This is a genomic window from Ruegeria sp. BG7, assembly GCF_056535685.1.
This window is the reverse complement of sequence record NZ_JBQFIU010000001.1, coordinates 3,356,020-3,368,652: the sequence shown is the minus strand read 5'-3', so window position 1 is coordinate 3,368,652 and position 12,633 is coordinate 3,356,020. Positions and strand designations below refer to the sequence as shown.

Below are 12,633 nucleotides of genomic sequence, written 5' to 3'. Positions count from 1 at the left end.
GATTCATGATGCCCGTTTTCCCCCGCCGCAGCTTCCTTGCCCTGTTGCTCACAACTCCGCTGCTTGCATGCGGTGGAGGTGAAGTCTCCAAAGCCGACACCACTCAATTCAATCCGCCCCTCTATCCAAATGAGACGCCGGAACTCAGAGCCTCGATCAACAAATGGGCTGATCACTACGAGCTTCCGCGCGAGCTTGTCCACAAGCTGGCTATTCGCGAAAGCACACACCGCCCTTGGGCCGTGAACCGCCCCTACTATGGGCTGCTACAGATCCTTCCAGCCACCGCACGATCGATGGGGTACAAAGGTAACGCCGAGGGACTATTAAATGCGGACACCAACCTGGAATTCGCGGGCAAGTACTTGCGCGGAGCATGGCTGCTGTCCGACGGAGACCAGCAACGCGCGATCTTTTTGTATGCGAAAGGGTATTGGCCCGAAGCCAAAGCACGGGGATTGTTGGTAGAAACCGGGCTCAAACCCGCACCTTGACGGTAGTTAGCGTCAGTTTTCGCCTGAAAATTAGCACTTGAGGCGGGATAGTGACAAAAATGCTCTATTGAATGTCACAATATCCTGAATAGCGCAGACAATTGATGCCTCTGCTTGTCAGGATTAAGAAAATATGATGTTCTGGTTGAGTGAGGTAACCGGGTTCCACTCTGTTGAATACGTATGCTCGACGACACCATCGGGCAGTTAAGATGGGCCGCAGCTGGTAGGCGCCGCATGGAAATTGTCGATCTGAGCACTCTGCCGGATTCAGAAGTTCGCTACACCGAATTTCTAAGGCAAATCTGTGACAAGCATGAAATGGACCATGCTGCTTATGCAGGCATGAACCCTGCCGCTGGATCTGTGGCTGGCTTTGTCACGTATGACGATGAGTGGACAGAGCATTACCAGAACCAGGGTCTGATCATGATCGACCCAACCATCCACATGGCACGCCGCAGCATTGCTCCGGTGGATTGGAGCCGCCTTGAACGCAGCCCCGATTTCCAGCGTGTTTTCCGAGACGCTCATGATTTTGGCCTGCCCAGTCAAGGTGTTACGATTCCTGTGCGCGGTCCTTACGGCGATATCGGGCTGCTCAGTGCAACCCGCGACTGCAGTAAGGAAGAGTGGCGCAAGCTCTACACCCACGTGATAAGCGACCTGCAATCCATGGCAGTACACATTCACGACAACGTCGTTTCGTCGGATCAGCTGACCAGCGCGCTCTACCATCCAACCCTGTCGACCCGAGAAGCAGAGATCCTGCAATGGGTCGCAGCTGGCAAATCTCAGCAGGACATCGGCGATATTTTGTCGATTTCGCACCGGACCGTCGAAGTACACTTGCGTTCGAGTCGGGAAAAGCTTAGTGCCCTGACCACCCCGCAGGCTGTTGGACGCGCGATTGCGATTGGGCTAATTACCCCAGGTTAATCAAAAAAAGCGCTTAATTTCGCCAAAATACGGGAAACCCCCAATAGAAAAATCCCCTGGGACCGGTAACGTCGTATTTACCGAACAACCACTCGAAGGGGGAAGAAATGATCATCGTGGTAGATGGCCTGAACAGACATATGTTCAGCGAAGTTCTTGACGAAATGTTCGAGTTGAGAGCACGTGTATTTGGCGAACGTCTTGGATGGGACGTCAAAATAGAAGACGGAAAAGAAATCGACGAGTTCGATCATCTGGACCCGGCATATGTAATCGGACTCGACGATGAGGGGAATGTCGTCGCAGCCGTGCGTGCCCTCCAGACCACCGGCCCTCACATGTTGTCGGATGTCTTCTCGGCGATCCTTTGCGGCGAAGCACCACTGCGCAGCGCAACCATGTGGGAATCGACCCGCTTTTGCGTAGATACCCAGCGTCTCACACGCGGCAAAGAAAAGAACTCGGTTTCATACGCAACCTGCGAATTGATGATCGGTTCTTTGGAATATGCCAAGAACGCAGGCATTCAGGACATCATCACCGTGATCGATCCGGTCATGGATCGGGTCCTGAAACGCTCGAATTGCGCCCCGTATGACTATGTCGGCCAAACTGTCCCAATGGGGAAAGTTCATGCGCTGGCTGCTCTGCTGGATTGCACAGACGAACGCATCGCGGGTCTGCGTGAGTTTGCGGACATTCACAACGATGTCTTCATCGACGACGAAGAGGCACTGGCCCTCTTTGCAGCCAAGAAAGCCGCAGCACAAAGCCCTGCCAATCAGGATCACAAACCACTGACTGATCTTGAAAAGTATTTTGTGGAACAGATGAGCGCCGCGAAGACAGAAGCTGAACGGCAAGATGTGCTGAGGCTGATCGAAACGCTCTCGAACACGTTCACACCAGAGCAGAAGACTGCTCTGCTACAAACCCCCCGTGCTTTTGCTCATGAGGCCTGACCCCCTCACCTCATAGGTACAAAAGCCACCCATGCGGAGCCGTCTGATTAGCAGGCGGCTCCGTTTTTTTGTGCCCATTCGTAAGAATGGGCGGAAGAGGATTACTCCTCTTCCAGTGCCTCAACGGCTTTTTGCAGATCGTCTTTGCTCACGTCTTTTTCGTTGACCTGAGCCAGTTCGAACACATAGTCGACGACTTTGTCTTCGAAGATGGGTGCGCGCATCTGCTGCTGCATTTGAGCGTTCTGTTGAACAAATTCAAAGAACTGACGCTCTTGACCCGGGTACTGACGCGCCTGGTTCATGATCGCCTGGGTCATTTCTGCGTCGGTCACTTCGACCTCGGCCTTCTGACCCAACTCGGCCAGCAACAGACCCAGACGCACGCGGCGTTCGGCCAGTTTGGTGTGCTCTTCAGTCGGCTCAATCTCGCCGTGATCGTGGCCTTCCACGTCCGGGTTTTCCTCGTGGAACAGCTGATGTGCGATCTGCTTGGCTTCAGCGTCCACCAGCGACGGTGGCAGGTCGAACGACACTTTCTCGTCCAGCACGTCCAGCAGAGCACGCTTCATCACAGCACGCGATGCACCTGCGTATTCTGCTTCCAGACGTTCCGAAATCTGCCCCTTCAAGGCATCCAGATCTTCAGCACCGAACTTCATGGCCAGATCGTCGTTGACCTCTGCGGCCACCGGTTCTTTCACCTCTTTGATGGTGCAGGTGAAAACAGCGTCTTTGCCGGCCAGGTGCTCGGCACCGTACTCTGCAGGGAAGGTCACGTTGACGTCTTTGACTTCCTCGGCCTTCACACCAACCAGCTGCTCTTCGAAACCGGGGATGAAGCTGTTCGAGCCCAGTACCAGAGGGTACTCTTCAGCCGAACCGCCGTCGAATTCTTCGCCGTCAACCTTGCCAACGAAATCAAAAACGATCTGGTCGCCGTCTTTCGCCTTCGAGCCCTTGCGGCGCGCTTTGAAATCCTGCGCGGTTTCAGCCAGGTTGTTCAGCGCTTCTTCCACAGCCGCGTCGTCAGCTTTGACCACCAGCTTCTCCAGCTCGACGGATTTCAGGTCAACTTCGGGGATCGCTGGCAGTGCCTCGTAAGACATGGCCACTTCAACGTCGTCGCCTTCTTTCCAATCTTCATTGGTCATCTTGACTTCGGGCTGCAGCGCAGGGCGGTCACCGCTGTCTTCAAAGTGCTTGTTCATCGCGCCATCGATGCTTTCCTGCATCGCTTCGCCCAGCAGGCGTTGACCAAACTGCTTTTTCAGCAGTGCCATCGGCACCTTACCTTTGCGGAAACCTTTCATTTCGATTTCCGGCTGCGCTTCGGTCAGCTTTTCATTGACCTTGTCGTCCAGCTCGGCTGCGGTCACAACGATGTTGTAGCCGCGTTTCAGACCTTCGTTCAGCGTCTCTGTAACCTGCATTATGGTAGTCCCCATAGGATTCGGGGCGCGCAAAAAGGGCGCGCCGGGCAAATTTGACGCCTTCTATTTGCCCAGCAGCGTACGTGCAAGGGGCAAAGGCAGAATCCACCTGTATTTGATCGCCTATTCCCCCAAAAAAGAACGCCCCGGAAACCGGGGCGCTCGTTTTTAATCCAGTTACAGCGATCAGAACTTCCAGCGTGCGCCTAGAACCCATGCTTCGTTGTTGTCAAAGGATGAACCATCATCGAAGTCGTGGTTGCGGTACTTCAGATAAACATCTGTCTTGATTGCATCAACCTTCTGAACAACTGCGATACCCCAGGCTTTGGTGTCCGACCCGTTGCTGTCGAAGTCTGAACCGTCATAGTAGTCTATGCCGACACCGGTCTTACCCCAGGCGATCCAATTTCCTTCGTATGAGATTTTGCCATACCAGTAATTCGGATCCGTCGCCCCGGCCTGATCGTCGTCACGCGTACCGCCAGCAATCGTAAATCCCAGCCCGCTTGGCAGAAGGACAGACGCCGAACCAATCGTGTCCTTGCGATCGCCGGAATTGTCGTCCCGGTCGCGCACCGAATATGCAACAGCTGCCGCGAATTCCACGCCACCGGCGAAGGTGTTTTCATAGAAAAGACCAACGTCGTAGTAGTCATCGTCGTCGCTGCTGGACAGAATGTTTTGCCCATAGGCGAAGCCCGCCGAGAACCCGTTGAATGCTGGGGTGTCATACCGGATGCGCCCACGGCGCGAGCCGTCAAAGTTGCTGGAACTATCGCCAACCGTGATACCGCTCAGCATTCCAGCGGTGTCGCGATAGAAGAAGCCGGCGTTTTCATCGTTGGTGAACGAATACAGCGCGGTTCCGACATATGACAGATCCACCTCAGCGGCACCGTCAGCGACCATACTGCCCTGCCCCGCCGAAAACTTGCCGTACCCACCTTTCAGCGAGAAATCCACGTGACGAATATCTTCGCGATTCCAGCCATCAGCGTTGGTTCCAAACTGATCAGCAGACGCCGAACCAGGCAGGCCAAGCCCTGTTTCAAACCAAAACTGGAACTCATTGCTACCGTAAGGCTGCATCAGGCGCAGGCCCACCCGGCTGTTCGACAGGTCGTTGTCGAGGACCCGCGTCTCGGTGTCCTGCCCGTCATCGACCGAAATCAGGGCTGGGTGCAACTGCCCATAAAGCAACACATAACCGCCTGTGTTGTTTTCGTATTTCAGCTCAGCTGCAGCCGGAATTGCCGCCGTTGCAGTTAGCGCAGCGGCAGCGGAAAGGGTTTTGAATTTAGAAGTCATTTCACTCACCATGAATGGTTCGGGTGTTACGCCCCGTCCAATTGATCATCGAGCACCGACGTTCCAGATGCCCGCGCGCTGTCTCGTAAAGGAATGGCAAATTCGCAACACAGAACGCAGAGGCCAAGAGAATTTTATAATGTATTTCATTTGCTTAAATACATCACCACCAGTCCGTTTCGGAGGTGCTCAAAACAACTTTGCCTCCGGTCTGTGCGTCTGGCAAACACTCACTCTGCACCCCCGCAGCCCTGATCGGCGAAAATTCGCCGATCTGACGTAGATTGGGCCATTCCCCGCCAACACACTCAAATATTCATCTTTCTAAACACGTCAGGCAGCTGTTCCGGCAAGTCCTCGGCAATCAGGCCGGGCCCAAATTGCAGTGCGCATTCCACATGCAGCCACGCGGCAGTCTCTGCAGCTTGCAACGGTTGATACCCACGTGCCAGCAACCCGGTGATGAATCCCGCCAGCACATCGCCAGATCCAGCGGTCGCCAACCAAGGAGCCGCCCTCTCGTACGAGGCCGAGTTGACCGAACATCGCCCGTCAGGTGCGGCAATCACGGTATCCGACCCCTTGAACAGAACCACGCACCCAGCGCGCTTTGCAGCCGCCCGCGTTGCGTCAACCTTGGAATAGGCAGGGCCTTGTGTCGGCGCAGCTTTCAAATTGTCCGCAATGTCGGGGAAAAGCCGCGCAAACTCTCCTCCGTGCGGGGTGAGCACGCAGTTTTCGTGTAACTGCGCAAACAAAGCATCCCGGTCGTCCGCAAAGGCCGACAACGCATCCGCATCCAACACCGTTGCCCGGCGCGCTGCCAAAGCCACCGGAACCAACTCACGCGCGCGTTCCACTCCCAGCCCGGGGCCGAGACAAAGCGCATTGAGGCGCGGGTCACTCAGAACCTCGACCAGGCCATCTTTTCCCTCAACGCGCTGCAACATGAGCGCCGTGATCTGACTAGCCACTTCCAAGACCGCCGCAGGCGGTACACCCAACGTCACCAATCCCGCACCAATCCGCAACGCCCCGCGCGCGGCCAATCGCGCCGCGCCTGTTTTTCCGCCCCCTCCGGACAAGATCAGAGCGTGTCCATGAGAGTACTTGTGGCCTTCTGTCTTCTTCCGCAGTCTCGCCCCATCGACGGAAGCCATTTGGACAATCTGGCTGCTTTTAGCTGTTTCGAGCCCAATCGATTTTGTTTGCACCTTCCCGCAGGACGTTGGACCATCGCCTAAAACATGCCCGACCTTTTTACTGTGAAACGTGACCGTCAAGTCGGCGACAATGACGTTGCCTAAAACGCGGCCACTATCGGCGCACAAGCCACTTGGCGTATCAACTGCGACGACCTTTACACCTCGATCCCACAGCAATGCCCTTGTCTCAGTATTCGCCAATAAAGAGAACACACCTGTAAACGGTCGGGTAAGACCGGTTCCGAACGCTCCATCGACAATCAGATCAGTGTCCTTCGGAAGCTGAAGATATTCCGCGTCACTTGGGCTGGCATCGACGGCGAACACATTAACGTCGCCTTCATCCAGCCACCGCTCATAATTCACACGCGCATCCGGCGGCAGCTTCTCCGGATCCCCGTACAGAAAGACCTCAACCTCCCATCCCAACTCCCGCAACAACCTGGCGACAACAAAGCCATCGCCACCATTGTTCCCCGGCCCGCACAGCACCACCGCACGCAGCGGATCCCCTTCATCTGGCCCCAAATACCTCGGGGAGCGCGAGGGGCTGGCCCCTCGCCTGTCCCACTCTGGCCACTCCTCGAAAATTGCCTCAACAACGCCCTGCCCGGCCCGCTCCATCAGCTCAAGACCTGTCACCTCACCGGATTCGATGGCAGCCTGCTCAATGGCCCGCATCTGCGCCGCTGTCAGCAATTCCGTCATCCCACACCCTCATTCGATTCAATTTTGATTAGTTTTTGTGCAACACGCCCATAAATTAGCACGTCGCCAGATTTCGATGCATCCCAACCTGCCCAAATCCGCAATCACATTGCCGCCCGATCTTAGACGTGATCACTGCCCCTGAGACAACCATTCAAGGTGAGCCGGGATGAAAAAGATCGAAGCGATCATCAAGCCGTTCAAACTGGACGAAGTGAAAGAGGCATTGCAGGACGTGGGCGTCCAGGGCCTCAGCGTGATCGAGGTCAAAGGCTTCGGTCGTCAGAAAGGCCATACCGAACTGTATCGCGGCGCGGAATATGTCGTCGATTTTCTGCCCAAAGTGAAGGTCGAAGTCGTTCTGGACGATGATCAGGTCGATGCCGCCATCGAAGCCATCGTTTCGGCCGCCAAAACCGACAAGATCGGCGATGGCAAGATTTTCGTCTCGCCCGTCGAACAAGCTATCCGTATCCGCACCGGCGAGACCGGTTCGGACGCACTATAACCCTCCAAAACCCTCCAATCTTCAAGTCAGAGGAATCTAGAGAATGAGCAAGGACGCAGTTCTTAAGCTGATCAAGGACGAAGACGCAGAATACGTCGACATCCGTTTCACCGACCCGCGCGGCAAGCTTCAGCACGTGACCATCATGGCCGATCAGGTCGACGAAGGCTTTCTGGAAGAAGGCTTCATGTTCGATGGTTCTTCCATTGCCGGTTGGAAGTCGATCGAAGCATCCGACATGAAACTGATGCCCGACACCGAAAGCGCCTATGTCGATCCGTTCTACGCAGAAAAAACCATCTGTGTTCACTGCTCGGTTGTTGAGCCCGACACCGGCGAGGCGTACGAGCGTGACCCGCGCGGCACCGCTCAGAAAGCCGAAGCTTACCTGAAATCATCGGGTATCGGTGACGTCGCCTACATGGGTCCGGAAGCCGAATTCTTCCTGTTTGACGACGTCCGTTTCTCTAACAGTATCAACAAGGTATCTTACGAAGTTGATGCAACTGATGCGTCGTGGAACACCGACACCGAGTATGAGATGGGCAACATGGGCCACCGTCCGGGCGTCAAGGGTGGCTACTTCCCGGTGAACCCCGTTGACGAGGCGCAGGATCTGCGTTCGGAAATGCTATCGACCATGAAGCGTCTGGGCATGAAGGTCGACAAGCACCACCACGAGGTTGCCTCGTGCCAGCACGAACTGGGCCTGATCTTCGACAGCCTGACCAAGCAGGCTGACGAACTGCAGAAGTACAAATACGTCATTCACAACGTAGCCCACGCCTATGGTAAATCGGCCACCTTCATGCCGAAGCCGATCGCAGGCGACAACGGAACCGGCATGCACGTGAACATGTCGATCTGGAAAGACGGCAAGCCTCTGTTCGCAGGTGACAAGTATGCTGATCTGTCGGACGAAGCGCTGTACTTCATTGGCGGCATCCTGAAGCACGCCAAGACCCTGAACGCCTTCACCAACCCGGCGACCAACAGCTACAAGCGCCTGATCCCGGGCTTCGAAGCACCCGTTCTGCGCGCCTACTCGGCCCGTAACCGTTCGGGTTGTGTGCGTATTCCGTGGACCGAAAGCCCGAAAGCAAAGCGCGTCGAGGCCCGCTTCCCCGATCCGGCTGCGAACCCCTATCTGGCGTTTGCTGCGCTGCTGATGGCTGGTCTGGACGGCATCAAGAACAAGATCGATCCGGGCGAAGCCATGGACAAGAACCTGTACGATCTGCCTGCCGAAGAACTGGCTGACATCCCAACCGTTTGCGGCAGCCTGCGCGAAGCTCTGGAAGCTCTGGCATCGGATCACGACTTCCTGCTGCAGGGCGACGTGTTCACCAAAGACCAGATCGACGGCTACATCGCACTGAAGATGGAAGAGGTCGAAACCTACGAGCACACCCCGCATCCGGTTGAATACGGCATGTATTACAGCTGCTAAACCGGATTTGGGTTTACATCTGCAAGGGCGTCCAATCGGGCGCCCTTGTCTTTTCTACCGGTATGATTTGACGCGTCGCCTGAGTTTCAACAAACTCAAGAGGACACTCCCAACCGGAGACAACAGTATGGCCTTCAGCACTTCACCTTTTTCGAAATACTCAAATTTCGTGACATCCGAAAAAGAACTGCTTCAGATTTCCGGCACCCCTCTCCCGCAGATCATTGCCAAAGAACTCTCTGAACTGGACCAGATGTGCCGCGACTTCATCGCTACTTCGCCCTTCTGCCTGATCGCCTCGGCCAACCCCGACGGATATCTGGATATCTCCCCTCGTGGGGATCCTGCAGGTTTTGTTCAGGCCTTGTCCGATACACTGATCGCTATCCCGGACCGTCCGGGCAACAAACGGGTGGATACCTTCCACAACGTTCTCAAAGACCCGCGTGTGAGTGTGATTTTCTTTGTTCCCGGCAAGATGGAGACCCTCAGACTTCGGGGCGAGGCCCGGATCTGCGCGGACCCGCAGCTACTGGAGCAAATGGCCATTGCTGGCCATGCGCCGAAACTGGCGCTGCTGATCCACGTTCATACGGTGTTTGCGCATTGCCCCAAATGCGTCATTCGCTCAAACCTGTGGCAGCCCGACGCGTGGCCGGATTCCTCAAACCTGCCGAACATGAACGCCATGATGGTGAAACATGCCCGCATAAAGGCCACCCCGGACGAATGGTTCGAAACACTTAAAGAGAAAGGAGAGCTGGACCTCTACTAACTTCTTTCCCGAACCCAAGGCCCCAGCTACGCTGACTTCAGACTTCATCTCAAACGGATTGTGCCCATGTTTCGCCTTGCAGCTATCCTCGCTTTGTCACTGACCTCGCCTGTTTTGGCCGCGCCCTGCGGGAACACCAGCGCCGGGTTTGAAGCGTGGAAAGCCGATTTTGCGAAACAGGCACGTAAGGCCGGGGTCAAGAAAAAGGGGCTGCAAGCGCTGTCGCAGACACAGTACGCAACGCGCACCATTGCAGCAGATCGCAACCAGAAAAGCTTCAAATACTCGCTGGACAAGTTCATGCGGGTCCGCGGGGCAGACACAATCGTGGCGCAAGGACGTAAACGCAAAGCCGCTAACCCCAATTATTATGCAGCCTTCGAGCGCCAGTACGGTGTGCCAGCTGGTGTGCTGATCGCCATTCATGGCATGGAAACCGGCTTTGGCAATTTCATGGGTGATAGCCAGATTGTTTCCGCAATAACCACTCTGGCTTATGATTGTCGCCGATCCGAGTTCTTTATTCCCCATGCAATTGGGGCACTGAAACTGGTGGATATGGGCAGTATCACAATGGCGACAAAAGGGGCAAAACATGGCGAATTGGGCCATACCCAATTCCTGCCCGGCAACGCGTTGACCTATGGCGTCGATGCCACTGGTGACCGGCGTGTGGATTTCTACAATATGACGGACGCTCTGGCCTCAACCGCGAATTTTCTTCGCAAGAAAGGGTGGAAACCCGGTCGCGGTTACCAGCCCGGAGAACCAAATTTTCGTGTTTTGCAGCAGTGGAACGCGGCCTCTGTGTATCAGCAATCCATTGCCATCATGGCCGCCCGAATCGATCAATAGCGTCGCCGCACGGAAAACACGCGCCACGCTCGTTTTCGCCACATTTCCGCCACAGTGACAAACAAAAGCCTTTAGTTTCTTGGTTTCCAAAGCGTAATCAATCGCGGGAAAATTTCGTTTTTTTGCATTTTTTGCCAAATTCTCCCCCAGAACGGTTGCTAGAGTGTCTTTCGAACAATGCTTGAATAAGGACAAAGCAGTGGCTCGGAAGCATAGCTACCATGGCGGTCTGCAATTTGATGGTGACGCAACTGGCGCGCTCGAGCGCTTTGGAACCATCGTTGCGACAACGCTTGAGGACTACGGCCATCTGGTCGAGCGCAAAGCACTGCTCAGCTATTCCGAGGCCAGCATCGTCTCGAGCCAATATCTGGTTCGGCTGACGCTGGATACAGGCACACCCGAGCAGGAAGACCGATACGAGCGCATGGATCGCGCCGCGGGGCTAAAAACCATAACAAAGCCCCGCGTCTCGCATCCTCAGAACCGGCTTGTACTGTCAGTCACCCCCGTGTCGCCGATACTGGATAATACCGAAATCTCGGAACTGATGCTGGTGGTCGTCTTGTATCGCATGGTCGACATCTGCTCGACCCGGCGTGTTGAATGGCTGTCACCGCACACGGTGCTGACGGTCGAACAATTCATGAGCGCTTTCGATACCTTGACCCCAAGTCGCGAAACGCGAGACAGGAAACAGATCTTTCAGTCCCTGACCGGTCAGTTCGCCGACGTCAAAATGCCTGAACTGGATGACAACATCACTGCCCTGCACGCTCCGACGGCTCGGCCGATCCAGCTTACGGATGAGCAATTGCTCAGCATTGCGTTCCGCAGTGATGACGTCGCTCCATCTGATCAGGCAGCGCCTAGTGCTGATGTGGCGACAGATGAGGAACGACCAAGCGACATTCTGCGCCTCAGCAGTTGGTGTATGACAGGCGTTCTGGCCAGCGTATCTGGACCGATCGCCCTGTCGATGGCTGCAGTCAACTTGGTCCGGGGCGAAGATTTCCGCCTCAACACTCAAGTGCTCGTGTTCACGTTTGCCATTGTCGCACTGAACGCCAGCAATGCGTTTGCCGACGTTGCCAACGCCTTGGGCATGTAACCAAATTACCAAGACCCTCCTTGGAGGCCCCGCCGTCAGGCGGGGTTTTCCATTTCTGAAACCGCGTGCGCAGCCAGAACATACGTATGGATGGAAAACACGACCGCTTTCGTCTTGGGCAGCCGCAACATGGTTTGACGTTCACTCCGAAGATAAGAGTCCTGTTGCCGGTCCCGAATTTCCCGCGGTGCGTGCACACTGCGGGGCTGGAATAGCTCGGGATCTTCATACCAGAGGGCATTGAAACGCCACAATGGGCGCCCGGGCTGAATGCCATCGAACAACCGCTGAACCCTCATCGCAATACTGTCGTCATAGCTTTCGACGGGCACGTGAATGTCGATCAGTGGCCGCATGAATTTTTCCGCCAAACGCCAGCTGGCTGGAAAGCACAGGATCGCGCCGGTCAGAACATGCTCATCCCCGCGCTTTTGAAGAATACAGAAATCTTCCTGCACCAACTTGCACAGCGTATCCAACGGTCGATTGTAGTCGATAGAAACCATTGCACCATCGGGCCTGACAACCGTCTCCCCGGCTGAAGGGTAGACTTGGGCCAAAACAAGATCCAACAGCTCGCGGGCGGCAGGTTCCGCCTGTGGATCAAGGGCCAGAACATCGTCTCGATGGTCAAAAAGCAGCTCTTCACGGCGTTGCATCTGACCAGAAAATGCATCGTCCTGATGCAGCCAGTTTTCCAATGTCGTCGGTTGTATCCCCGGCAAGGCACGCGGATTTCGGACATCGTACGGAATTGTGTTTTGCAGAATCTGCCTCATGACAAAGGCTTAGCATGCCCCAGACGACGTGTCGGTCGAAAACGACTACCTCGCGGTCGCATTTTTTTCAGACGCTGTAGATCGGCACACTAGTTTCACCAAA

At 55.4% G+C, this 12,633-nt stretch carries 12 protein-coding genes; 8 read left to right on the top strand and 4 right to left on the bottom strand.

Annotation, left to right across the window (positions count from 1 at the left end; translation table 11 throughout):
* Positions 1–5: 5 nt before the first annotated feature.
* From ACR3EH_RS16650 to ACR3EH_RS16640, 3 genes are all read left to right on the top strand, one after another.
* Positions 6–494 carry a lytic transglycosylase domain-containing protein gene (locus ACR3EH_RS16650; RefSeq protein ID WP_171185838.1) on the top strand — a complete coding sequence of 163 codons (489 nt, stop codon included), beginning with the start codon at positions 6–8 and terminating at the stop codon, positions 492–494.
* Between the two features lie 237 nt (positions 495–731).
* Positions 732–1,433, top strand: coding sequence for an autoinducer binding domain-containing protein (locus ACR3EH_RS16645; RefSeq protein WP_171185840.1), 702 nt, complete (start codon positions 732–734; stop codon positions 1,431–1,433).
* Positions 1,434–1,540: 107 nt separating this feature from the next.
* A complete protein-coding gene (locus ACR3EH_RS16640; RefSeq protein ID WP_171185842.1) occupies positions 1,541–2,395 on the top strand; it encodes an acyl-homoserine-lactone synthase in 855 nt (284 codons plus the stop codon).
* A gap of 101 nt (positions 2,396–2,496) precedes the next feature.
* Here the strand turns inward: ACR3EH_RS16640 and tig are convergent, their stop codons facing one another.
* The 3 genes from tig to ACR3EH_RS16625 all read right to left on the bottom strand — a co-directional run bounded on the left by tig (position 2,497) and on the right by ACR3EH_RS16625 (position 7,052).
* On the bottom strand, positions 2,497–3,828 hold the full coding sequence (tig, locus tag ACR3EH_RS16635) for a trigger factor (RefSeq protein WP_171091203.1): 1,332 nt from the start codon (positions 3,826–3,828) through the stop codon (positions 2,497–2,499).
* A gap of 186 nt (positions 3,829–4,014) precedes the next feature.
* Positions 4,015–5,139, bottom strand: coding sequence for a porin (locus tag ACR3EH_RS16630; protein WP_171185844.1), 1,125 nt, complete (start codon positions 5,137–5,139; stop codon positions 4,015–4,017).
* 308 nt (positions 5,140–5,447) lie between these two features.
* Positions 5,448–7,052 carry an NAD(P)H-hydrate dehydratase gene (locus ACR3EH_RS16625; RefSeq protein WP_171185846.1) on the bottom strand — a complete coding sequence of 535 codons (1,605 nt, stop codon included), beginning with the start codon at positions 7,050–7,052 and terminating at the stop codon, positions 5,448–5,450.
* Between the two features lie 169 nt (positions 7,053–7,221).
* Between ACR3EH_RS16625 and ACR3EH_RS16620 the strand changes: the two genes are divergently transcribed.
* The 5 genes from ACR3EH_RS16620 to ACR3EH_RS16600 all read left to right on the top strand — a co-directional run bounded on the left by ACR3EH_RS16620 (position 7,222) and on the right by ACR3EH_RS16600 (position 11,751).
* Positions 7,222–7,560: a P-II family nitrogen regulator gene (locus tag ACR3EH_RS16620; RefSeq protein WP_050602105.1), complete on the top strand. Its 339-nt coding sequence runs from the start codon at positions 7,222–7,224 to the stop codon at positions 7,558–7,560.
* A gap of 43 nt (positions 7,561–7,603) precedes the next feature.
* Entirely contained in the window at positions 7,604–9,010 is a 1,407-nt protein-coding gene (glnA, locus tag ACR3EH_RS16615; protein WP_171185848.1) for a type I glutamate--ammonia ligase, read from the top strand.
* Positions 9,011–9,137: 127 nt separating this feature from the next.
* Positions 9,138–9,785, top strand: coding sequence for an MSMEG_1061 family FMN-dependent PPOX-type flavoprotein (locus ACR3EH_RS16610; RefSeq protein WP_171185850.1), 648 nt, complete (start codon positions 9,138–9,140; stop codon positions 9,783–9,785).
* A 66-nt stretch (positions 9,786–9,851) separates the two neighbouring features.
* Entirely contained in the window at positions 9,852–10,640 is a 789-nt protein-coding gene (locus tag ACR3EH_RS16605) for a lytic murein transglycosylase (protein WP_171185852.1), read from the top strand.
* A 199-nt stretch (positions 10,641–10,839) separates the two neighbouring features.
* Complete coding sequence (locus tag ACR3EH_RS16600) at positions 10,840–11,751, top strand: hypothetical protein (protein ID WP_371810733.1); 912 nt, start codon at positions 10,840–10,842, stop codon at positions 11,749–11,751.
* Between the two features lie 35 nt (positions 11,752–11,786).
* On the opposite strand, the gene ACR3EH_RS16595 is transcribed toward ACR3EH_RS16600, so the two are convergent.
* Positions 11,787–12,530, bottom strand: a complete 744-nt coding sequence (locus ACR3EH_RS16595; RefSeq protein WP_171185856.1) for a heme-dependent oxidative N-demethylase family protein — start codon at positions 12,528–12,530, stop codon at positions 11,787–11,789.
* Between the last annotated feature and the right edge of the window lie 103 nt (positions 12,531–12,633).